The sequence below is a fragment of the Arthrobacter globiformis genome (assembly GCF_046536215.2).
GTDB lineage: Bacteria > Actinomycetota > Actinomycetes > Actinomycetales > Micrococcaceae > Arthrobacter > Arthrobacter globiformis_E.
This window is the reverse complement of sequence record NZ_CM143421.1, coordinates 1,585,471-1,606,875: the sequence shown is the minus strand read 5'-3', so window position 1 is coordinate 1,606,875 and position 21,405 is coordinate 1,585,471. Positions and strand designations below refer to the sequence as shown.

General features: G+C 67.9%; 18 protein-coding genes and 1 tRNA gene. 11 read left to right on the top strand and 8 right to left on the bottom strand.

Features of this window, described 5'->3' with window-relative positions:
• Window positions 1–16 precede the first annotated feature (16 nt).
• The 7 genes from R5O87_RS07170 (at window position 17) to R5O87_RS07140 (ending at window position 7,345) form a co-directional block, all read left to right on the top strand.
• Window positions 17–712, top strand: coding sequence for a DUF501 domain-containing protein (locus tag R5O87_RS07170; protein WP_410557942.1), 696 nt, complete (start codon window positions 17–19; stop codon window positions 710–712).
• Window positions 709–1,665 carry a Ppx/GppA phosphatase family protein gene (locus R5O87_RS07165; protein WP_410557941.1) on the top strand — a complete coding sequence of 319 codons (957 nt, stop codon included), beginning with the start codon at window positions 709–711 and terminating at the stop codon, window positions 1,663–1,665. Before R5O87_RS07170 ends, R5O87_RS07165 begins: the two co-directional genes overlap by 4 nt.
• Window positions 1,666–1,683: 18 nt before the next feature.
• On the top strand, window positions 1,684–3,105 hold the full coding sequence (locus tag R5O87_RS07160; RefSeq protein ID WP_410557940.1) for a S8 family serine peptidase: 1,422 nt from the start codon (window positions 1,684–1,686) through the stop codon (window positions 3,103–3,105).
• Between the two features lie 34 nt (window positions 3,106–3,139).
• Window positions 3,140–4,600 carry an NAD(P)/FAD-dependent oxidoreductase gene (locus R5O87_RS07155; protein WP_410557939.1) on the top strand — a complete coding sequence of 487 codons (1,461 nt, stop codon included), beginning with the start codon at window positions 3,140–3,142 and terminating at the stop codon, window positions 4,598–4,600.
• 177 nt (window positions 4,601–4,777) lie between these two features.
• Complete coding sequence (locus tag R5O87_RS07150; RefSeq protein ID WP_410557938.1) at window positions 4,778–5,728, top strand: N-acetyltransferase; 951 nt, start codon at window positions 4,778–4,780, stop codon at window positions 5,726–5,728.
• Window positions 5,729–5,748: 20 nt separating this feature from the next.
• Window positions 5,749–5,822 (top strand) — tRNA-Leu (locus R5O87_RS07145).
• Between the two features lie 173 nt (window positions 5,823–5,995).
• Window positions 5,996–7,345 (top strand): ABC transporter substrate-binding protein, encoded by a 1,350-nt coding sequence (locus R5O87_RS07140; protein WP_410557937.1) that lies wholly within the window; start codon window positions 5,996–5,998, stop codon window positions 7,343–7,345.
• Between the two features lie 65 nt (window positions 7,346–7,410).
• Here R5O87_RS07140 and R5O87_RS07135 read toward each other — a convergent pair whose 3' ends face one another.
• From R5O87_RS07135 to R5O87_RS07120, 4 genes are read right to left on the bottom strand one after another with little or no spacing between them, the layout of a single operon-like run.
• A complete protein-coding gene (locus tag R5O87_RS07135; RefSeq protein ID WP_410557936.1) occupies window positions 7,411–8,181 on the bottom strand; it encodes an ABC transporter ATP-binding protein in 771 nt (256 codons plus the stop codon).
• A complete protein-coding gene (locus R5O87_RS07130) occupies window positions 8,178–9,254 on the bottom strand; it encodes an ABC transporter ATP-binding protein (RefSeq protein WP_410557935.1) in 1,077 nt (358 codons plus the stop codon). The genes R5O87_RS07135 and R5O87_RS07130 overlap by 4 nt, the downstream gene beginning before the upstream one ends.
• Window positions 9,251–10,219 carry a branched-chain amino acid ABC transporter permease gene (locus tag R5O87_RS07125; protein ID WP_410557934.1) on the bottom strand — a complete coding sequence of 323 codons (969 nt, stop codon included), beginning with the start codon at window positions 10,217–10,219 and terminating at the stop codon, window positions 9,251–9,253. Before R5O87_RS07125 ends, R5O87_RS07130 begins: the two co-directional genes overlap by 4 nt.
• 9 nt (window positions 10,220–10,228) lie before the next feature.
• Complete coding sequence (locus R5O87_RS07120; protein ID WP_410557933.1) at window positions 10,229–11,569, bottom strand: branched-chain amino acid ABC transporter permease; 1,341 nt, start codon at window positions 11,567–11,569, stop codon at window positions 10,229–10,231.
• 303 nt (window positions 11,570–11,872) lie between these two features.
• On the opposite strand from R5O87_RS07120, the gene R5O87_RS07115 reads away from it, so the two are divergent.
• Window positions 11,873–12,823 (top strand): Bax inhibitor-1/YccA family protein, encoded by a 951-nt coding sequence (locus tag R5O87_RS07115; protein WP_410557932.1) that lies wholly within the window; start codon window positions 11,873–11,875, stop codon window positions 12,821–12,823.
• 172 nt (window positions 12,824–12,995) lie between these two features.
• Here R5O87_RS07115 and R5O87_RS07110 read toward each other — a convergent pair whose 3' ends face one another.
• The 4 genes from R5O87_RS07110 to R5O87_RS07095 are packed head-to-tail and all read right to left on the bottom strand — an operon-like array spanning window position 12,996 to window position 17,516.
• On the bottom strand, window positions 12,996–14,234 hold the full coding sequence (locus R5O87_RS07110) for an acetyl-CoA C-acetyltransferase (protein ID WP_410557931.1): 1,239 nt from the start codon (window positions 14,232–14,234) through the stop codon (window positions 12,996–12,998).
• A gap of 44 nt (window positions 14,235–14,278) precedes the next feature.
• Window positions 14,279–15,439, bottom strand: a complete 1,161-nt coding sequence (gene galK, locus R5O87_RS07105; protein WP_410557930.1) for a galactokinase — start codon at window positions 15,437–15,439, stop codon at window positions 14,279–14,281.
• Window positions 15,436–16,614: a galactose-1-phosphate uridylyltransferase gene (galT, locus tag R5O87_RS07100; RefSeq protein ID WP_410557929.1), complete on the bottom strand. Its 1,179-nt coding sequence runs from the start codon at window positions 16,612–16,614 to the stop codon at window positions 15,436–15,438. The genes galK and galT overlap by 4 nt, the downstream gene beginning before the upstream one ends.
• On the bottom strand, window positions 16,611–17,516 hold the full coding sequence (locus R5O87_RS07095; RefSeq protein WP_410557928.1) for a DeoR/GlpR family DNA-binding transcription regulator: 906 nt from the start codon (window positions 17,514–17,516) through the stop codon (window positions 16,611–16,613). The genes galT and R5O87_RS07095 overlap by 4 nt, the downstream gene beginning before the upstream one ends.
• Before the next feature lie 237 nt (window positions 17,517–17,753).
• On the opposite strand from R5O87_RS07095, the gene R5O87_RS07090 reads away from it, so the two are divergent.
• The 3 genes from R5O87_RS07090 to ilvA are packed head-to-tail and all read left to right on the top strand — an operon-like array spanning window position 17,754 to window position 21,404.
• Window positions 17,754–18,713: an aldose 1-epimerase family protein gene (locus R5O87_RS07090; RefSeq protein ID WP_410557927.1), complete on the top strand. Its 960-nt coding sequence runs from the start codon at window positions 17,754–17,756 to the stop codon at window positions 18,711–18,713.
• Between the two features lie 51 nt (window positions 18,714–18,764).
• Entirely contained in the window at window positions 18,765–20,162 is a 1,398-nt protein-coding gene (locus tag R5O87_RS07085) for an AI-2E family transporter (RefSeq protein WP_410557926.1), read from the top strand.
• Between the two features lie 3 nt (window positions 20,163–20,165).
• Entirely contained in the window at window positions 20,166–21,404 is a 1,239-nt protein-coding gene (ilvA, locus tag R5O87_RS07080) for a threonine ammonia-lyase (RefSeq protein ID WP_410557924.1), read from the top strand.
• Window position 21,405 lies beyond the last annotated feature (1 nt).

Genomic DNA, 21,405 nt, shown 5'->3' with positions numbered 1-21,405 from the left:
AAGGACGGCCACGCCAGTGGACGACAACACGGCAACCGCCCCCGGTGAATCCAGGCAGCCCTCAGCGCAGGACCTAGATGTGCTCAGCCGCCAGCTGGGGAGGCCGGTACGTGACGTGGTGGAGATCCCGGCGCGCTGCGTCTGCGGCAACCCGCTCGTGGCGGCAACATCCCCGCGGCTCAGCAACGGAACTCCCTTCCCCACCACGTTCTACCTGACGCACCCGGTCATCACGTCTGCGGTCTCCCGCCTTGAGGCGGCCGGCCTCATGAACGAAATGAACGACCGGCTTGCCGCCGACGAGTCCCTGGCCGCCTCCTACCGGGCTGCCCACGAGGCGTACCTCGCTGCCCGCGCCGACATCGGGGCACGATCGGGGATCGGTGACGTTCCCGAGATCGACGGCGTCTCCGCCGGGGGCATGCCCACCCGCGTCAAGTGCCTGCACGTCCTGGTGGGGCACTCGCTGGCCGCCGGGCCGGGTGTGAACCCGCTGGGCGATGAAGCCATCGCGGCCATCAGCGAATGGTGGACCGCCGACCGCTGCTACTGCGACGGCGCCTGGGACACGGCAGGTGAAGCGCCGTCCCGGGACCTCAGCCGCCACGGCCCGCAGGGCCTGCCGGCGATTGTCGGCCGTCCGGCGCCCGTTCGTAAATCAAAGACCGACGCAGCAGCGACCGACGCGACCGCCACGGAGGCAGGCGCATGACCCGGGTGGCCGCCATCGACTGCGGAACCAACTCCATCCGCCTGCTCATCGCCGACATTGACCGCAGCAACGGCGCCACGAAACTCACCGACGTCGTGCGTGAAATGCGCGTGGTGCGGCTCGGCCAGGGCGTTGACGCCACCGGCGAGCTGGCGCCCGAGGCGCTGGAGCGTACCTTCGCGGCCACGGCAGACTACGCCGCGCTGATCCGCGAGTACCAGGCCCGGAAAGTCCGCTTCGTGGCCACCTCGGCCAGCCGGGACGCCCGGAACCGCCAGGTCTTTGTGGACGGCATCCGGAACCTCATTGGCGTGGAGCCTGAGGTGATCACCGGCCACGAGGAGGCCGCGCTGTCCTTTGCCGGTGCCAGCAGCGTGCTGCCCATCTCGGCCGAGGACAAGGTCCTGGTGGTGGACCTCGGCGGCGGCAGCACCGAGTTCGTGCTTGGCGACGCCAACGGCGTGATCGCCGCAAAGTCCGTGGACATCGGCTGTGTCAGGCTGACCGAACGCCACCTGACTTCGGACCCGCCCACGGCCGAACAGATCGCCGCAGCGGAGGCCGACGTCGACGCAGCCATCGCCGAAGCGAAACTGGACGTTCCGCTGGAACGCAGCACCGCCGTCGTCGGGGTTGCCGGCTCAATCACCACCATCACGGCGCACGCGCTCAAGCTGCCTGAATACCTGCCGGGAGCCATCCACGGCGCCGAACTGTCCATCTCCGCCGTGCAGGCGGCGGCCACCGATCTGCTCCAGATGACGCGGGCGCAGCGGGCCGAACTGCCGTACATGCACCCCGGCCGGGTGGACGTCATCGGGGCCGGTGCCCTGGTCTGGCGGCGTATCCTCACCCGCATGGGCGAGCTCAGCGGCGGCCGCATAATTACGGCCACGGCCAGCGAGCACGATATTCTGGACGGAATTGCCCTGAGTGCCGAGGCACCGAAGTAACCGAGTATTGGATCCTGAATGACCAGAGCAACAGCCCGGCTTAGCCGGACGGTCTCGGCCCTTCTGTCCGCGGTGCTTGCCGGTGGCATCGCCGCGTCCGCCGTCGCCACCGCACCCGCCGCACAGGCAGACACCTGGCGGGACAAGGAGTACTGGCTCAAGGAAGCCGGCATCACCAAGGCCTGGGAGGTCTCCAAGGGCGCCAACGTGAAGGTCGCTGTGATCGACAGCGGCGTGGACGGCAACCATCCCGACCTCAAGGGCGTGGTGGCCGGCGGCCATGACGTCTCCGGCGCCGGAGCCGCCGACGGCGAGAAGAGCATCGGCGCCAAGCCCGAGCACGGAACGCTGGTGGCCACCATGCTCGCGGGCCGCGGGCACCAGCCGGCGAAGAAGGCCTCGGCCAGCGCCAAGCCGGTCCCGAGCGGCACCGCAACCGCGTCCAAAGCCATGCCGGACGGGATCATGGGCGTGGCGCCCGAGGCGCAGATCCTCTCCGTTTCCACCTGGCTGGGATCGGCCAACCCCGGCGGCAAGAGCGACCAGGACCAGATTCCCGAGGCCGTGCGCTGGGCCGTGGACAACGGCGCCAAGGTCATCAATATTTCGCTCGGCAGCACATCGCCCGAGTGGCCGCAAAGCTGGGACGCCGCCTTCCTCTACGCCGAGCAGAAGGACGTGGTCATCGTGGCCGCTGCCGGCAACCGGGTGGGCGGAAACGTCCAGGTGGGGGCTCCGGCCACCATCCCGGGCGTGCTGACCGTGGCGGGCCTGGACCGCAGCGGCCAGGCCAGCACCGATTCCTCCTCCCAGGGCATCAGCATCGGAGTGGCAGCGCCGGCGGAGAAGCTCGCCGGCGGACTGCCCGGCGGCAGTTACGCGGAGTGGGCCGGCACGTCCGGCGCCACGCCCATCGTTTCCGGTGTTGCAGCGCTGATCCGCTCCAAGTGGCCCGCGATGAGCGCCAAGCAGGTCATCAACAGGATTGTCTCCACCGCCAAGGACGAGGGCACACCGGGTAAGGACCCGCTGTACGGTTTCGGCGTCCTCAACGCGGAGGCTGCGCTCAAGGACGATGTGGCCGAAACGAAGACCAATCCGCTGGGTTCCATCGCGGACTGGATCCGCGTCCACCGGCGCGGGAACCTCGCCACGCCCGCTCCCGAGCCGACGGCCCCGGCGCACACAGCGCAGCCCACGCTGCCCAAGGCGACTGTGCCGGTTGCCGTGCCCCCGTCGCAGCTGGACAGCGCGCTGCCGGCCGCGGTGGTCATCGGGTTCGGCGCGCTCTTCATAGCCATTATTGCGGCGGGTGCGGTGCAGCTGCGGCGGGCCTACCGGGCATCCGGAGGGGCCTCCGGAGGGGCCTCCGGCGGGGGAGTGGAGGAGCCGGAAACCGGGGCCGTGACGAGGGTGGATCCGGCAGACCGGCCAAGTTAGTGAAGATTTTCACAAAGTACTGTACTCTGGAGTTATGGCAACCACCCCACAGCTCCAGGATCGTCCGCGTGTGCTCGTCGTCGGCGGCGGGTACGTCGGCCTCTACGTAGCCCTCAAACTGCAGAAGAAGATCGCGAACGCAGGCGGCATCGTCACCGTCGTTGATCCGCTGCCCTACATGACTTACCAGCCCTTCCTGCCGGAAGTTGCCGGCGGAAACATTGAAGCGCGCCACGCCGTGGTCTCGCACCGCCAGCACCTCAAGCAGAGCGAGCTCATCCAGGGCCGCGTCGTCTCCATCGACCACGCCAACCGCACGGCCGTGGTTGCCCCGGCTGACGGTGGCGACAACTTCGAGGTTCCGTACTTCGACGTCGTGCTTTCCGCCGGCGCCATCACCCGCACGTTCCCCATCAAGGGCCTGGCGGACAAGGGCATCGGCCTGAAGACCATCGAGGAAGCCGTTGCGCTGCGCAACAAGGTCCTCGACCGCATCGAGCGCGGCTCCACCATGACCGATCCCGCAGAGCGCGCCCGCGCCCTGACCTTCGTGGTGGTGGGCGGCGGCTTCGCCGGCATCGAGTGCATCACCGAAATGGAAGACCTCGCCCGCGCCGCCGTACGGAACAACCCGCGCGTCAAGCAGGAGGAAATCCGCTTCGTCCTCGTTGAGGCCATGGGCCGCATCATGCCCGAGGTCACCGCCCAGCAGGCCGAATGGGTCGTGGAGCACCTCCGCAGCCGCGGCATCGAGGTCCTGCTGAACACCTCGCTGGACAACGCCGAGGGCGCCCTGAAGCTCATCAACCTGCCGGACAAGACGCTGGCCCAGGAATTCGAGACCGACACCCTCGTGTGGACCGCCGGTGTCCAGGCCAACCCCATGGTCCGCTCCACCGACTTCCCGCTGGAACCCCGCGGCCGCGTCCGCGTCCTGCCCGACCTGCGCATCTCCGGCGACGAAGGCATCATCGACAACGCCTGGGCTGCCGGTGACATCGCCGCTGTTCCCGACCTGTCAGGCGGCGGACTGCCGGACGGCACCTGCGTTCCCAACGCCCAGCACGCGCTGCGCCAGGCCAAGCGCCTCGCCAAGAACCTCTGGGCCTCCCGCTGGAACAAGCCGCTGGTGGACTACAAGCACAAGAACCTCGGTGCTGTGGCCGGCTTCGGCGAGTGGAAGGGTGTTGCCAACATCAACCTGCTCGGCCGCATCGGGCTCAAGGGCCCGCTCGCCTGGCTGGCACACCGCGGCTACCACGGCATGGCCATGCCGACGTTCGAGCGCAAGTTCCGCGTGGTCTTCAACTGGATCCTGAGCTTCTTCGCCGGCCGCGACACCACCCAGCTGCTGGACCTGGACAACCCGCGCGGCGCCTTCGTGGCTGCGGCCACTCCGGCGCCCAAGCCCGCTGCTCCGGCTCCTGCCGCACCGGCTGAGAAGGCGCCTGCCCAGGCCGGCGCCAAGGATGCTGTAACGGCTGAGGCCAAGTAGGTCCCCACCGCCTCCCTAGCTTCGCTCCGCTCAGCGAGGGGGTCCCCTCGGCAGCGTGGGCCCAGGCTGCCCACAATACGACGACGGTGGCCGTTCCCTTCCGGGGAACGGCCGCTTTCGCGTTTCCCCGGCCGGTGGCCTCCGCTCCCGGCAGGGTGCCCACATAGACTGGCTCCCATGACGGGTGAAAAAAACCTCCAGGCTCTCCTTGCCTCGATGCGTCCGGTGCTCCGGGAAGGGGAGTACGTCTATGTCCTCTGGCCGCACGGCAGGCCGCTGGCCGGCCACATTGAAGCCGCCGTCCGGGAAGCCGAGGGGCTCACGGTGGTCCTGCCCCGCACCGAAGCTGATGCGCTGGACCTGCCGTACGATTTCGTGGCTGCCTGGATCACGCTGGAGGTCCACTCGGCACTGGAGGCGGTGGGCCTGACGGCGGCCGTCAGCAGGGTCCTGACCCAGGCCCGGATCAGCTGCAACGTGCTGGCCGGATTCCACCACGACCACCTGCTGGTGCCGGTGGCTGACTCGGCGCGGGCACTGGAGGTCCTGGCCGAACTTTCGGCCGCCAACGCCCCCGTGCCGGAGCCCGTGCGGGAAGTGGTGCTGCGCAGCGAGCAGCCCGGGGACCGCGACGCGCTCCTTGCCTTGACGGCCGAGGTGTTCGCCGTTTCCCCGGTCACCGGATTGCGGGTGGAGGGGGAGCCGGTTGAGGTCCGGGTGCTCCGCGGGCTGTTCGTCGCCGAGGAGTACCTGCCGGAGTTCAGCATCGTTGCGGAGCTCGACGGCGAAATCGTCGGCCATGTGATCAGCACCCGGGCCTGGGTGGAGGACCTCGAGCTGCTCGGCCTCGGGCCCATCGGCGTCACACCCCGGCTGCAGCGCCACGGCATCGGTTCGGCGCTGATGCGCGAAACCGTCATCCGTGCCAACGCCGCGGGGGAGAAGGGCATCGCTCTGCTGGGAAGCACCGAGTACTACCCGCGGTTTGGCTTCGTTCCGGCGTCTTCCCTGGGCGTCGAGGCGCCGGACAAGAACTGGGGCGACCATTTCCAGCTGCTGCCCCTCGCGCTGTGGCCGGGCGGGGTCCACGGCACATTCCGGTATGCCGGGCCCTTGGCCGCCGTCTGAGGCGATACGATTGACCGGGCGCCCCAGTAGCCCAATTGGCAGAGGCAGCGGACTTAAAATCCGCGTGTTGTGGGTTCGAGTCCCACCTGGGGTACTACTTTTCTCCTCCGCGTCGCCGGTGTTCCAATATGCAACGAGTGTTATGAGGATGTGACCTTAGTCACTTATGTTCCCGCTGGAATTGGATTAGCTTGAACTTAGCTCAGGAACCCCTGACCAAAAATCGCATCAAAGGCCGTTCGCACCTTTCGATCGAGGAGACTCTAAATGATTTCACTCCCCCAGGCGGCGCCAAGGGTCGCTAAGCTCACAGCGCTTAGCATCGGCGTCGCCCTTCTGGCCACGGCTTGTGGTGGCGGTTCCACCCCAAGCGCGACCGAATCCTCCGCAGGGGCGTCAGGCGGCATATCCTGCCCCGCGCCCAGTGCCACGGCCGGGGCAACCAGCACCGCCACCGAGACCGGCAACGTGCCGGCAGCAACCACCACCACCCCCACGCCGCTCAAAATTGGATCGCTCCTGCCGACGACGGGGTCGCTGGCGTTCCTCGGCCCGCCCGAAATCGCCGGTGTTAACCTCGGCATCAAGGAAGTCAACGATGCCGGCGGCGTGCTCGGCAAGCCGGTCCAGGTGGTCCACCGCGACTCCGGCGACACCAAGACGGACATCGCCACGCAGTCCACCACGGCACTCCTGGGCCAGGGCGTCAGCGCCATCATCGGCGCTGCGTCCTCGGGTGTGTCCAAGACCGTGATCAACCAGATCACCGGCGCCGGCGTCATCCAGTTCTCGCCCGCGAACACGTCCCCGGACTTCACCACCTGGGATGACAAGGGCCTGTACTGGCGGACGGCCCCGTCCGACGTGCTGCAGGGCAAAGTGCTGGGCAACTACATGGCCACCTGTGGTGCCCAGACCGTGGGCATGATTGTCCTCAACGATGCCTACGGCACGGGCCTGGCCAAGAACGTCAAGGCCGCCTTCGAGGCAGCCGGCGGCCAGGTTGTGGCCGAGGAACTCTTCAACGAGGGCGACTCGCAGTTCAGCAGCCAGGTGGACAAGGTCATCGCCGCCAAGCCGGATGCCATTGCCCTGATCACCTTCGACCAGGCCAAGAGCATCGTTCCGCTGATCACCGGCAAGGGCATCAAGCCCACGCAGCTGTTCATGGTGGACGGCAACACGTCCGACTACAGCAAGGACTTCAAGGCCGGCACGCTGAAGGGAGCGCAGGGAACCATCCCCGGCACCTTCGCCAAGGATGACTTCAAGAAGAAGCTCCTCGCCATCGATCCGGCACTGAAGGACTACAGCTACGCCGGTGAGTCCTACGACGCCGTGAACCTGATCTCGCTGGCAGCCGAAGCCGCCAAGAGCACCAAGGGCACTGACATCGCCAAGCAGCTCAAGGCGGTCTCCGAAGGCGGCGAGAAGTGCTCGGACTTCCCGTCCTGCGTCACGCTGCTCCGCAATGGCAAGGACATCGACTACGACGGCGAGTCCGGTCCGGTGACCTTCTCGGATGCCGGTGACCCGACTGAGGCCTTCATCGGCATCTACCAGTACGGCGACGACAACAAGTACACCCCGTCCCGGGAAGAGTTCGGCAAGCTGTAAGCCGCTTCCCGCCGCACAACAGAAAACCCCCGTCGTGGCAGGACGGGGGTTTTCTGTTGTGCGGCTTAGTCCTCGTCGGCCAGCGTGCCGAGGTACAGCTGGATGACCTTGGGATCCTTCATGAGCTCACGGCCGGTGCCGGTGTAGGCATCCCTGCCCTGGTCCAGGACGTAGCCGCGGTCGCAGATCTGCAGGCAGCGGCGGGCGTTCTGTTCCACCATGATGACGGACACACCGGCACGGTTGATCTCGTGCACCCGGAGGAAGGTCTCGTCCTGCTTCACGGGGGAGAGGCCGGCAGAGGGTTCGTCCAGCAGCAGGACTGCCGGCTCCATCATCAGTGCCCGGCCCATCGCCACCATCTGCCGCTCGCCGCCGGAGAGGGAGCCCGCCCGCTGCGCCCTGCGTTTCCCGAGCTCCGGAAACAGGCTGGTGACAAACTCGAAGCGCTCGGCAAAGTCCTTGGGCCGCTGGAACATGCCCATCTGCATGTTCTCCTCGATGGTGAGCGTGGCGAAGACGTTATTGGTCTGCGGCACGAAGCCGACGCCCTGGGTCACCAGCTTGTTGGCCTTGAGCCCCGTCAGGTCGCGGCCACGGACCATCACGGATCCGGAATGCACCTTCACCAGCCCGAACATAGCCTTCAGCAGTGTGGACTTGCCGGCCCCGTTCGGTCCGATGATGCCGATCAGCTCGCCCTTCCGGGCCTCGATGCTGCAGCCGTTGAGGATGTTCACGCCGGGGAGATAGCCGGCCACCAGGTCTGTGACCTTGACGACGGCGCCGTCCTCGGCTGCGCTGCTTGCGGCCGGGGCCGCGCTCGTGGCACTCATGCGTTGTCCTTGTCTGTGCGTCCGGCATCCGTTCGTTGGGCATCCGTGCGTCCGGCGTCCGTGCGTGCGGTGTCCGGGCCGGCTTCGGTGATGGTGGGCACCGTGGCGTCGAGCGCGATCATGCCCGCGTTCTCGGTACCGACGATCGATTCCTCATCCGCCGCGAGTTCCTGCTCCAGTTCCCTGATGCCCTCGGTGTCGCCAAGATCGACGTCGTGGTGTGCGCCCAGGTAGGCGTCGATGACGGCGGGGTCCTTCATGACTTCGCCCGGGGGGCCCTCGGCCACGATCTTTCCTTCGGCCATCACCACAACCCAGTCGGCGATGTGCCGGACCATGTGCATGTCGTGTTCCACGAAGAGGACGGTCATGCCCTCGGACTTGAGGTTCTTGATGTGGTCCAGCAGCGACTGCGTCAGCGCCGGGTTCACCCCTGCCATCGGTTCGTCCAGCATCACCAGCTTGGGCCGGACCATCAGGGAGCGGGCCATTTCCAGCAGCTTGCGCTGGCCGCCGGACAGCGACGCCGCGTAGTCATCCTTCTTGGTGTCGAGCTTGAACTTCTCCAGCAGCACGTTGGCGTGCTCGGTGATTTCCTTCTCGCGGCCGCCCCAGATGTTCTTGAACAGGGCTTTGGACAGCCGCTCGCCGGGCTGGTTGGACGCGCCGAGCCGCATGTTTTCCATGACCGTCAGCTTGCCCATGACCTTGGTCAGCTGGAACGTGCGCACCATGCCCATCCGGGCCACCTTGTAGGAGGACACCCCGGCGATGCTGTGGCCCTCGAACTGCCACTTGCCGGAGTTGGGCGTATCAAAGCCGGTGAGCAGGTTGAACAGGGTGGTCTTGCCGGCCCCGTTGGGCCCGATCAGGGCGGTGATCTTGTGCCGCGGGATCTCCAGGTAATCGACGTCGACGGCGTTGATGCCGCCGAAGCTGCGGGTGACGTTCTCGGCGACGACGATCGGATCCCGCTTCTTGCAGCCGGGGGTGTTCTCCCCGACGGCGATCGGCCGGGTGTCCGTCATGTAGTCGACGCCCGCTTCCATTGATTCTTCGCTGTGCTTGCTCATGCGAACGCCAGCTCCTTCTTGTTGCCAAAGACACCCTGCGGCCTGAAGATCATCAGCAGCATCAGGGCGATGCCCACCAGGATGTAGCGCAGCTGGCCGGCCTGGACCGTGGTCAGCCAGGTCACCGCGCCGGACTCGATGAGGCCGTACAGGACGCCCTGTGTGAGGGACAGGACCACCCAGAAGATCATGGCCCCGATGACCGGCCCCAGGACCGTGGCCATGCCGCCCAGCAGCAGGCAGGTCCAGAGGAAGAACGTCAGCTCGGTGCCGTAGTTGGCGGGCTGCACGGCGCCGCGGGGGAGCGTGAAGATCATTCCGGCCAGGGCACCGAAGATGCCGCCGATCACCAGCGACTGCATCTTGTGGGCATAGACGTTCTTGCCGAGGGAGCGCACCGCGTTCTCGTCCTCTCGGATGCCCTTCAGCACCCGGCCCCAGGGGCTGCGCATCAGGAGCCAGACGAGGACGCAGCCGACGGCCACCAGCCCCCAACCGACCACCCGGATGAAGAAGTCGCGGTTGTTCATGCCGAAGTAGGAGCCCTCCGGGAACGGGTTCATCGTGTAGAAGCCGCCCTCGAAGGCGGCGAGCCCGTTGGCGGAACCGGTCACGGAGGTGAGCTGGTTGGTGGTGACGACGTAGCGGACGATTTCCGCCGCCGCGATGGTGACGATGGCCAGGTAGTCCGCCCGGAGGCGGAGCGTGGGGATGCCCAGCACCAGTGCAAAGAGCACAGAGCACACGACGGCGATCAGCAGGCCCACGAAGAACGGCACCCGGAAGGTGAGCGTTGAGATGGCGAAGCCGTAGGCACCCACCGCCATGAAGCCGGCCTGGCCGAAGTTCAGCAGGCCCGAGTAGCCGAAGTGCACGGCGAGGCCGAGTGCGGCGAGGGCGTAGGCCGCCGTCGTCGGGCTGAAAAGTTCGCCAGCCGCGCTGGTAAGGATAAATCCGAAGTCCATGCCTGTCTCCTAACCCACGCGCTCGCGACGGCCCAGGATGCCCTGGGGCCGGAACAAGAGGACAACGATCATGATGAAGAGTGCTCCCACGTACTTGAGGTCGGCCGCGAGGCCGAACACGGTGGTCAGTTCGACGAAGATACCGACGATGATTGATCCGACGAGGGCGCCGAACACTGTGCCCAGGCCGCCGAGGGTCACCCCGGCGAAGATGAGCAGCAGGATCTGCGAACCCATGTCGAAGGTGACGCCGGGACGGTAGTAGGCCCAGAGGATGCCGCCCAGGGAAGCCAGCACACCGCCGACGATCCAGACCAGGCGGATGACGCCGTCGACGTCGATTCCGGAGGCGGCGGCCAGTGCCGGGTTGTCGGCCACCGCGCGGGTGGCCTTGCCGAGCCTGGTCTTCAGCAGCACGATGCCGAGGAGGGCGATCACGACGGCGCTGATGACCAGGGACCACAGGTTGTTGGGCGAAATGGAGATGGGGCCGATCTGGATCTCCGCACTCTGTGCGAACGGCAGCTGCTGGGTGGCCCCGCCGAAGTAGAACTGGATGATGTAGCGGATGGCAAGGGCCAGGCCGATGCTGACGATCATCATGGGCACCAGGCCCGTGCCGCGGCGGCGCAGCGGACGCCAGAGCCCGGCGTCCTGCACGTAGCCCAGGAGACCGCCGCCCAGCAGGGCCAGGACGATCGCCAGCCAGAACGGCAGGTTAAGGGCGCTGAACCCGAAGACCAGCACGGCGCCCAGGGTCACCATCTCGCCATGTGCGAAGTTGGTGAGCCCGGTGGTGCCGAAGATCAGGGACAGGCCTACCGAGGCGAGTGCCAGCAGCAGGCCGAAGCTTAGCCCGGCCACGAGCCTGTTGAGCAGGTTCTGGCCGAAGTCCTGCTGCTGCACCACGATGCCTTTGCCGAAGGCGAAGATGACCGAGAGGTTCGACGTCTGGCTGAAGGTCACTGTCCGGGGATTCTGCTGGCCTTCGGCGAGCTTGATCCCTTTCGGAAGCGTGGATTCGTCCAGCTGGATCTCGTAGGTGCCTTGCTGGGGAACACCAATGCTCCAGGACCCGTTGGGGCCTGATTTAGCCTCGCCGGTGAATGATCCGCTCTTGGCGGTGATCTTGACGCCCTCGAGCGGGCGCCGTGAATCGTCTCGGAGGAAGCCGCTGATGGTGTCCTGGAACTGCTGGTTCGACGGGGGTGGTGTCGGAGCTGGAGTGCCTGCCTGCGATGCCGGTGCTGCCACCAGCAGAAGTGCCACGACGGCGGACGCGATGGCCCCCCATACCTTCAGCAGCCCGGCCGGCCGCCGGATAAGCAGCCCTCTCGGTGTGCGTCTCAAATTGAAAACCTCCACGTGGGGGTGGTTGCGGCTGCCTCATTGCAGCCGCTGCGAACAGAGGACGGCGGATATCCTTGCTGGTGGAGCGGGTATTGACTAGCTGTGATATCCGTCACCCTGACCCGCTTATCGTACAGCGCAAGCAGTACAAACCGCGTGGGGGGAGCTGGCCATCAGATAGCGATCCGGTAACAACTCAAATGCTCCGTCACCAGCAGGAACTTTCCGTGCCCCTGGTCCGTGGAAATTGATAGCGTGACCCGTAGATTCATCACTCAACCCCATACATGGAGGACACCCGCAATGGCACTTGGCGGAAACCCGATCTTCAACGGAAAAAATTTCCGTGGAGCCACCCAGGCACCGCCTGTCCCGCAGGCGTACGGCCATAACAACTACGGTCAGAACCAGTTCGGCCAGCCGGGTTACGGCCAGCCCGGCTACGGCCAGGGCCGCGCCCCGGGCCAGGTCATGGACGGCCAGTCCGGCTGGATGTCGCAGCAGCAGAACATGACCAACGACCAGCTGCAGCAGATGTACAACCGGCCTGCGGCCGGACCGTCCGAAACCGGGCGGATGACCTTCGACGACGTCATCGTCAAGACCGGCATCTGCCTCGCGGCAGTGGTGGTTGGCGCTGCCGTCACACTGACTGTGAGCCTGCCGCTCGCCAGCATGCTCATGATCGTCGGCGCGCTGGGCGGCTTTGTGCTGGCCCTCGTCAACACGTTCAAGAAGCAGCCTTCGCCGGCCCTTATCCTTGCCTACGCGGCCCTCGAAGGATTCTTCCTCGGCGGCCTGACCCGCATCCTTGACGGGATGTACCCGGGCGTCGGCCTGCAGGCGGTCATCGGCACGCTGTCCGTCTTCGCCGTGACCCTGGTGCTCTTCAAGAGCGGCAAGGTCCGCGCCACGCCCAAGGCGATGCGCTTCTTCATGATCGCCACCATCGGCTACGCGGTCTTCGCCCTGATCAACATGATCATGATGTGGACCGGTGCCGTGGATTCCCCGTTCGGCCTGCGCACCAGCATGGAGATCGCCGGCATTCCGCTGGGCGTCTTCATCGGCCTGCTCGCGATCGGCCTGGCGGCCTTCTCGCTGATCATGGACTTCACCAGCATCGAGGCCGGCGTCCGCGCCGGGGCGCCGGAGCGCTTCTCCTGGACCGCCGCCTTCGGCCTGACCGTCACGCTCGTGTGGCTGTACGTGGAAATCATCCGCCTGCTGGCCATCCTCCGCGGCGACGACTAAACGCCGCAACCTAAGCCGGCATCCCGCCGTCGTAATTAGTTAGCCACCAGGGAGTGGGCCCCGCCAACCGGCGGGGCCCACTCGCGCTTTAAGGACAGGAGTTTTTGTCCACGTATCGCGACTTCGGGGGCCCTAAAGTCGCGACAAGTGGACAAAAACTCCAAAGGAGGGGCTAGGTCAGGCGCTCCAGCACCACGGCCATGCCCTGCCCGCCGCCGACGCACAGGGTGGCGAGGCCCAGCGTCCCGTCCGTCTCGCGCAGGCCGTTGAGGAGCGTGGTGGTCATGCGGGCGCCGGTCATGCCGAACGGATGACCCAGCGCGATGGCGCCGCCGTGCACGTTGAGTTTCGCGGGGTCGATCTTCAGTTCGCGGGCGCTGGCCACCACCTGCACGGCGAAGGCCTCGTTGAGCTCCACGAGGTCGATGTCGTTCATGTCCAGGCGGGCCCGGGCCAGCGCCTGCCGGGAGGCTTCCACCGGACCCATCCCCATCAGTTCGGGGGACAGCGCGGTGGCCGCGGTGGAGACGATCTTGGCCAGCGGCTCCAGCCCCAGATCGCGGGCCAGGTCGTAGCTCATGACCACCAGGGCGGCCGCGCCGTCGTTGAGCGGGCACGCATTGCCTGCCGTGACCGTCCCCTCCCGGCGGAAAACCGGCTGCAGGGCGCTGACGGCGTCGAGGGTTACCCCGGGCCGCGGCGAATCGTCCTTGTCCACCACCGTGCCGTCCCGCCGCTCGTACGGCGTGATTTCGCGGGCATAGAAGCCGGAGGCGATCGCGGCCTCGGCCCGCTTCTGGCTCAGCACGGCCCACTCGTCCTGGTCCGCGCGGCTGATCCCGTAGGACGTGGCCACGTTCTCGGCCGTCTGGCCCATGGCGATGTAGATGTCCGGCATCCGGCCGCCCAGCCGCGGATCCGTCCACGGCGTGTTCGACTCGGCGCGCGCGGCCGTGCGCTGGCGGGCCGGCTCGAACAGCGGGTTGTGGTTTTGCGCCCCGGTCTCGCCCGCGCCGGCCCAGTCCTGGTAGCGCGACACCGCTTCGACGCCGGCCGCGACGAACGCCTGCCCCTCACCCGCGCGGATAGCGTGGAAGGCCATCCGCAGGGTCTGCAGGCTGGAGGCGCAGAACCTGTTGACGGTGGCGGCCGGAACGTTGTCCAGGCCGGTGAGGATGGTGACGACGCGGGCCATGTTGGAGCCCGCCTCGCCGCTCGGTTCGGCGCAGCCGAGGTACAGGTCGTCCAGGCCCGGCCCGCTGTCCCCGGTGGGGTCGAACGCCGGCAGTTTGGCCAGCGCTGCCCGGACCATGGCGGCTGCCATGTCGTCCGGCCGCTCGTCCTTCAGTGAGCCCTTGAAGGCGCGGCCGATCGGGCTCCTGGCGGTTGAAACAATAACTGCTTCGGGCATGCGACCAGCCTACGCCCGCTGCCGGGTCTCTTAACAGCGGGGGGCTACGCCAGCCGCATGGCCCCGGCCGCCGGGGTGACCGTGAAGATGTCCGGTGCCGTGTACCCCGCCTCCGAGAAGGCACGGACGACGGCGGCACGCACCTGCTGCTCCTCGCTCACCGGAGTCAGGGCGATGGCGGCGCCGCCAAAACCTCCGCCGGTCATCCGGGCGCCGATGGCGCCGTTCGCCCGGGAGGTGTCGACGGCGAGGTCCAGTTCGGCGCAGGAGATCTCGAAGTCGTCGCGCATGGACACGTGGCTGGCGTCGAGCAGGGCGCCGATGGCCGAGGGGCCCTGCTGCCCCAGGACTTCGACGGTCTGCAGAACGCGGTCGTTCTCGGTGACGATATGCCTGACGCGGCGGAAGGTCACCTCGTCCAGCAGCCCGCTGGCCTCTTCCAGGTCGCCCGGTGTGACGTCCCGCAGCGCCTTGACGCCCAGCACTTCGGCGCCTAGCTCGCAGGACGCCCGGCGGGAGGCATAGCCGCCGTCGGCATGGGAGTGGGACACCTTGGTGTCGATGACCAGCAGGACCAGGCCGGCGGCCTCCGCCTCGAAGGGGACCAGCTTCACGCTCTGGTCGCGGCAGTCCAGGAACACGGCGTGGCCCTTTGAGCCGCGCAGCGACGCGGACTGGTCCATGATGCCCGTGGGGGCGCCGACGAAGTCGTTCTCCGCGCGCTGGGTGGCCAGCACCATGTCCTCCGGGGCCAGGCCTGCACCGGTGAGGTCGTTGAGTGCCGAGATCACCGCGCATTCAATGGCGTGCGAGGAGGACAGCCCGGCGCCGAGCGGCACATCGGAATCCAGCAGCAGGTCCAGGCCGGGGACGGCGATGCCGCGCTGCTGCAGGGACCAGATGACGCCCAGCGGGTACTTGGTCCAGCCCTTGGCAGAACCGACCTCCAGCGAATCGGCGTCCGCCGTGGTGACTCCCTGGTCGCCGTAGGTCGAGAGCAGCCGGATGGTTGAGTCCGGGCGGACCCCTACGGCCACGCGGGCGGTCCTGTCGATGGCGAACGGCAGCACGAAGCCCTCGTTGTAGTCCGTGTGCTCGCCGATGAGGTTGACCCGGCCGGGGGCCTGCCACACGCCGTCGGGCCGGCGGCCGAACGCGGCAGAGAACCGGGCCTCGAGGTCGGTGGCGGTGGCGGGGGCGGTCATGCGCGGGCTCCTTGGGTTAGGTCAGGTTCGATCAGGCCGGGTGCAGCCGGAGCGAGCGCCTCGGCCGGGGACGCCGGAACGGTCACCGAGCGGAGCCGCTCGGCCACCTGTTCCGGGGTGGTGTCGTTGATGAAGGCGCCCATGGCCGCCTCGGAGCCGGCCAGGAACTTCAGCTTGTCCGCCGCGCGGCGCGGGGAGGTCAGCTGCAGGTGCAGGTAGCTGGCGGGCCGCAGCAGGTCGTCCACCGGGGCCTGGTGCCAGGCCGAAATGTAGGGCGTCGGAGTGGGGTAGAGGGCATCGAGGCGCTTGAGCAGGTCGAGGTAGACATGGGCCAACTCGTCTTTCTCCTCCCCGGTCAGGCCGGCCAGGTCCGGGACCTGGCGGTGCGGAACGAGGTGGATCTCCAGCGGCCACCGGGCAGCGAACGGAACGTACGCGCTGAAGCTGTCGCTTTCCATCACCATCCGGCCGCCGTCCTCCCGCTCGGAGCGCAGCAGCGAGCCGGTCAGCGTCTGCCGCCCACCGGCGTCGTCATAGAATTTGCGCGCGGCGGCGCCCATCACGGCGCCGCGCGGCGTGATGTAGGGATAGGCGTAGATCTGGCCGTGCGGGTGGTGCAGGGTGACGCCGATGTCTGCGCCGCGGTTCTCAAACGGAAAAACCTGCTTGATGCCGGGCAGTGCGCTGAGGGCCGCCGTCCGGTGCGCCCATGCCTCCACCACTGTGCGGGCGCGGGTTTCGCTCAGGCCGCTGAAGGATCCCGTGTGCTCCGGGGTGAAGGTGACCACCTCGCACCGCCCGAAGGCCGGTCCCGTGGTGCCCCAGCCCGGGTTGGCGGGGACCGGGCCCAGGGCAGGACCGAGGGAGGGGAAGCGGTTCTCGAACACCACTACGTCGTAGTCCGGCGCCGGGATCTCCGACGGGTTGGCGTCGGTGGTGGGGCAGATGGGGCACTGGTCCGCGGGCGGCAGGTGGGTGCGTGTCTGGCGGTGCGCTGCCACCGCCACCCACTCGCCGGTCAGCGCGTCGTACCGGACTTCGCCGGGCTCCCCGCGGGGCGGAAGGTCCCTGCGGTCCGGGGCCTCTTCAACGGACCGCGCTCGGGTTGAGCCGGCGTCGTCGAAGTAGAGCAATTCACGGCCGTCGGCGAGCTGGGTACTGGTGATGTGGGTCATGCGTCGTGTCCTTTGAACGCGATGGCCGACGGCGGCTGGCCGTCAGGGAGGCCGGGCGGGGGAGTAGTTGGGTCGGGTGCTGAGGGAGATGGTGGTTTCAGGGGTGCCAGGCGCAGCTCGCCGACGGACTGCCGGAGCAGCTTCTCGGCGTCGGGGCCGGCGGGGCTCATGCTGATCCGCTCGTCGGTGATGAGGACGCCGACGGCAGACAGCGGGGCAATTTCGGCAAGCGCCACGGTTCCGTACTTGGTGGCGTCGGCGAGCACAGCCAGCTTGTCCGATGCGGCGATCATGGCGGCGTTGACCTCGGACTCGAGCAGGTTCGGTGAGGTGATGCCGGCCTTCGGGTCGAATCCGTGCACGCCCATGAAGCAGAGGTGGGCGTGCAGGCTGTCCAGGGCGTGCACCGCCACCGGACCCACCAGGGCCTCGGACGGCGTGCGCTGGCCGCCCAGGACCACGGTGCGGATTCCGCCGGCCGCGCGGGTGCCTCCCTCGCTGTCCGGCGCCAGCGCACTGGCCACCATGAGGGAGTTGGTGGCCACCGTGAGCCCGAGATCCCGCGGGAGCAGCCGTGCGAGTTCGTGGGTGGTGGTGCCGCCGGAAACCAGCAGGGTCATGCCGGGCCGGAGCAGCGTCAGCGCCTCCGCGGCGATGGCCCGTTTCGCGTCCGCCTCCCGGGCCGACTTCGCGCCGAACCCCGGTTCAACGGCGCTGAAGACGGCAGGGCGGGTGGCGCCGCCGTGGACCCGCAGCAGCAGGCCCTCGGCGTCGAGCGCATCGATGTCGCGCCGCACGGTCATCTCGGAGACGCGGAGCAGCTCCGCGAGCTCGGCCACCCGGACGGTGCCTTCGGCGTCGAGTTCCTGCAGGATGAGGTGCTGCCGCTGTGTTGCGAGCACGTGCTCCTCCTTCCTGTTGTTCCGGCGTTCCTGTTGAGCCGGCCGCCCACTGGGCCCGGCTGCCTGTGGGCCCATGCTGTCCGTCCGCCGGTTCCCGTGTGGGGCCAGTCACTGTTTTGTGCCTGTTCCCATTGTGACACAAAAAGCTCAAAAACAAATAGTTTCTAACAAAAGGCAACAATCCTTCGTTCTGCAGGGGTAGGCGTCCAGGGTCTGCGTGCGTTGTACGGTAGGTCCATGACTTCCGGCGCGACTTCAGAAACCAGCGATTCCCCGACGACCCAGCGGCGCTATGCCACGGGCAGGCAGTACGAGCTCAGGCGGGGCGACGCGCTCGCAGTGGTCACCGAGCTGGCTGCCGGGCTGCGGTGGTACAGCCGCGGGGACGTCCAGCTGACGGAGTCCTACGGGGATTCCGACATTCCGCCGGGCGCCACGGGCATCACCCTGGCGCCCTGGGCGAACAGGGTGGAGGACGGCGTCTGGCACCTGAACGGCAAGAAGCAGCAGCTGGACGTCACCGAGGTTTCCAAAAACAATGCCAGCCACGGGCTCCTGCGGAATGCGTCGTACTCCCTCGTCGCTGAATCCGAGTTTGCCGTGACCCTCGAGGCGCCGGTGTTCCCCCAGCACGGCTACCCCTTCCTGGTGCGGCACCGCGTGGAGTACTCCCTGGCCGAGGACCTGGGCCTGGAGGTGCGGCAGACGCTGGTCAACGACTCCGAAGCCGAGGCGCCGTTCGTGCTGGGCGCCCACCCGTACCTCCGGATCGGCGAGGTCCCCTCCGAGGAGCTCACGCTGACGGTGGACGCCGCAACGCGGCTGGTGGCGGACGAACGCCTCATCCCGCGCAGCTCCGAACCCGTGTCCGCGGACAGCGACCTTCGGCAGGGAAGGACCGTGGGGGACCTGGATCTCGACGCCGCCCTGACGGATCTGAGGTTCGACGGCGGGATCGCCCGCCACACGCTGACGGCACCGGACGGCCGCAGCGTCAGCCTCTGGCAGGACGAGACGTGCCCGTTCGTCCACGTGTTTGTCAGCCGCATCTACCCTGGCCGGACCGCGGCTGTGGCACTGGAGCCGATGACGGGGCCGGCGAATGCCTTCAACTCCGGGGACAGCCTCCGCTGGCTGGCGCCCGGGGAATCGTTCACCATCACCTGGGGTATCAGCGCCGACCTGTCTGCTGCCTAAACTGGCCGTGGCGCGTTTCCCATAGCCGGGCGGCTAGGGAAGTATTGGGCTATGACGCCAGCAAAGGACGCCACACCAGACGACGCCGCCAACACAAGCGCCACCGCGGCAGGCAGTGCCGGCGCAGCCACGACGAGCGCCAGCGCCACGGGGAGGGCAAGCACAACAAACCCCGTCCGGCCCTTCGGCCGGCTGGAGCCGCGGCGCATCCGGACGGACCGCGACCTTGAACAGGACATCCCCTACGGGGTGCGCATTGCGGCGGCATGGGCGTGGCGGCTGGGCCTGATCCTGCTGATGACCGGGGCCCTGGTCTGGCTGCTGGCCAAGGTCAGTTTCCTCATCATTCCCGTCATGGTGGCGGCGCTGCTGGCCGGCCTGCTGAGCCCCGTGGTGAGGTGGCTGCGGAAGTCGCGCATCCCCAACGGGGCCGCCGTGGCCATCACGGTCCTGGGCTTCATCGGACTCATCGCCGGCTCCCTGGCCCTCGTGGGCCGGCAGCTGGCCCTCGGATTCCAGGAGCTGTGGAGCGAGGCGCTGACCGGCGTCCAGCAGGTCCAGGACTGGCTGGCCGAGGGCCCGCTGCACCTGACCGCAGCCCAGATCGACCAGTACATCCAGGAGGCCACGGCCGCGCTGCAGAACAACAGCAGCAGCATCCTTAGCGGCGCCCTGTCGTTCGGGAGCACGGCCGGCCACTTCGCGGCGGGGCTGGTCCTGGCGCTGTTCATCCTGATCTTCTTCCTCCTGGAGGGCAGCCGCATCTGGTCCTTCCTGGTCCGGCTCCTGCCGCGGCAGGCGCGCATCCCCGCCGACGGCGCCGGCCGGCGCGGCTGGACCTCCATGGTCAGCTACGCGCGGATCCAGCTGTTCGTGGCCTTCGTGGATGCGGTCGGCATCGGCGCCGGCGCCGCGATCATCGGGGTACCGCTGGCCCTGCCGCTGGGCGTGCTGGTATTCATCGGTTCCTTCATCCCCGTGGTCGGTGCCCTCGTCACGGGCGTCATCGCGGTGCTGCTCGCCTTGGTGGCCAACGGCCCGGTCAACGCGCTGATCATGCTGGGCATCGTGCTGCTGGTACAGCAGCTGGAAAGCCACATCCTGCAGCCGCTGGTCATGGGCAAGGCCGTCGCCCTGCACCCGGTGGCCGTGATCCTGTCCGTCGCCGCCGGTTCCTACCTCGCCGGCATCCCCGGAGCGCTGTTCTCGGTGCCCATCCTGGCCGTAGCAAACTCGGCGATTCGGTATGTTGCCGCCAGAACGTGGGAACATGAACTTGTGCCGGCTGCCGCGGGTACCGCAGACCTGGCCGATGAGGACAACACCTTCAGGGAAGTCCGGCTGCCGGGCTCGCATTCCAGCCACGGCAACCCTGCCGGCACTGCACACGGCGCCCCGGGCAGCAACGCCGCCCCCGGTGCCGACGTCGAATCACCCAAAGGAGAATAGTTCGTGAACACCCCCGAAAGCCTTCCCGTCACGCTGGACGATGTCCTTGAGGCGCAGAAGCTGCTGGACGGGATTATTGCGCGGACCCCGGTGGAGTCCTCCCGGGCCCTGGGCGGAATGGTGGGCGGCGAGGTCTACTTCAAGTGCGAGAACCTGCAGCGCGCCGGCTCCTTCAAGGTGCGCGGCGCCTACGTGCGGATGGCACGCCTCTCCGAGTCTGACAAGAAGCGCGGCGTGGTGGCGGCCTCCGCCGGCAACCACGCACAGGGCGTGGCCGTCGCCGCCAAGAGCCTGGGCATCAAGGCCCGGATCTACATGCCGCTCGGCGTCGCGCTGCCCAAGCTCGCCGCCACCCGCAGCCACGGCGCCGAAGTGGTCCTGCACGGCCACAACGTGGATGAGGCCCTCGCCGAGGCCCAGCGTTACGCCGACGACACGGGGGCCGTCTTCGTCCACCCCTTCGACAACGTGGACGTCGTGGCCGGCCAGGGCACCCTCGGCCTGGAAATCCTCGAGCAGGTGCCCAACGTGGACACCATCCTGATGGGCGTCGGCGGCGGCGGCCTGCTCGCCGGCGTCGCGGTGGCCGTCAAGGCCCGCGCCAGGGAACTCGGCCGCGACATCCGCATCATCGGCGTGCAGGCAGAAAACGCGGCCGCCTACCCGCCGTCGCTGGCAGCAGACGCCCTGGTGCCGCTCAAGAAGGTGTCCACCATGGCCGACGGCATCGCGGTGGGCCGGCCCGGGCAGCTGCCGTTCAGCATCATCCGCGAACTGGTGGACGATGTGGTCACTGTCAGCGAAGACTCCCTGGCGCGGGCCCTGATCTTCCTGCTCGAACGCGCCAAGATGGTGGTTGAGCCCGCCGGTGCGGTGGGCGTGGCTGCCCTCATGGACGGCAAGATCGAGAACCCGGGGACCACCGCCGTCGTCCTCTCCGGCGGCAACATCGACCCGATGCTGATGCTCAAGGTGATCCAGCGCGGCCTCTCCGCCGCCGGCCGGTACATGACCGTGCGGATGATGCTCGATGACCGCCCAGGTTCGCTGGCCACCATCGCGCGCATCATCGCCGAGAACGACGCCAACGTGACCGGCCTCGACCACACCCGCGTGGGCGGCTCCATCAGCATGGGCGACGTCTCCATCACGGTGAACCTCGAAACCAAGGGCCACGAGCACGGCGAACAGGTCCTCGGCGCCCTCCGCGCGGAGGGCTTCCAGCCGATCGTGGTGCACTAGG

Coding starts and splice junctions, on each gene's coding strand:
- R5O87_RS07165 (WP_410557941.1), top strand. CDS start 709: ATGACCCGGGTGGCCGCCATCGACTGCGGAACCAACTCCATCCGCCTG.
- R5O87_RS07160 (WP_410557940.1), top strand. CDS start 1,684: ATGACCAGAGCAACAGCCCGGCTTAGCCGGACGGTCTCGGCCCTTCTG.
- R5O87_RS07155 (WP_410557939.1), top strand. CDS start 3,140: ATGGCAACCACCCCACAGCTCCAGGATCGTCCGCGTGTGCTCGTCGTC.
- R5O87_RS07150 (WP_410557938.1), top strand. CDS start 4,778: ATGACGGGTGAAAAAAACCTCCAGGCTCTCCTTGCCTCGATGCGTCCG.
- R5O87_RS07140 (WP_410557937.1), top strand. CDS start 5,996: ATGATTTCACTCCCCCAGGCGGCGCCAAGGGTCGCTAAGCTCACAGCG.
- R5O87_RS07135 (WP_410557936.1), bottom strand. CDS start 8,181: ATGAGTGCCACGAGCGCGGCCCCGGCCGCAAGCAGCGCAGCCGAGGAC.
- R5O87_RS07130 (WP_410557935.1), bottom strand. CDS start 9,254: ATGAGCAAGCACAGCGAAGAATCAATGGAAGCGGGCGTCGACTACATG.
- R5O87_RS07125 (WP_410557934.1), bottom strand. CDS start 10,219: ATGGACTTCGGATTTATCCTTACCAGCGCGGCTGGCGAACTTTTCAGC.
- R5O87_RS07115 (WP_410557932.1), top strand. CDS start 11,873: ATGGCACTTGGCGGAAACCCGATCTTCAACGGAAAAAATTTCCGTGGA.
- R5O87_RS07110 (WP_410557931.1), bottom strand. CDS start 14,234: ATGCCCGAAGCAGTTATTGTTTCAACCGCCAGGAGCCCGATCGGCCGC.
- galK (WP_410557930.1), bottom strand. CDS start 15,439: ATGACCGCCCCCGCCACCGCCACCGACCTCGAGGCCCGGTTCTCTGCC.
- galT (WP_410557929.1), bottom strand. CDS start 16,614: ATGACCCACATCACCAGTACCCAGCTCGCCGACGGCCGTGAATTGCTC.
- R5O87_RS07090 (WP_410557927.1), top strand. CDS start 17,754: ATGACTTCCGGCGCGACTTCAGAAACCAGCGATTCCCCGACGACCCAG.
- R5O87_RS07085 (WP_410557926.1), top strand. CDS start 18,765: ATGACGCCAGCAAAGGACGCCACACCAGACGACGCCGCCAACACAAGC.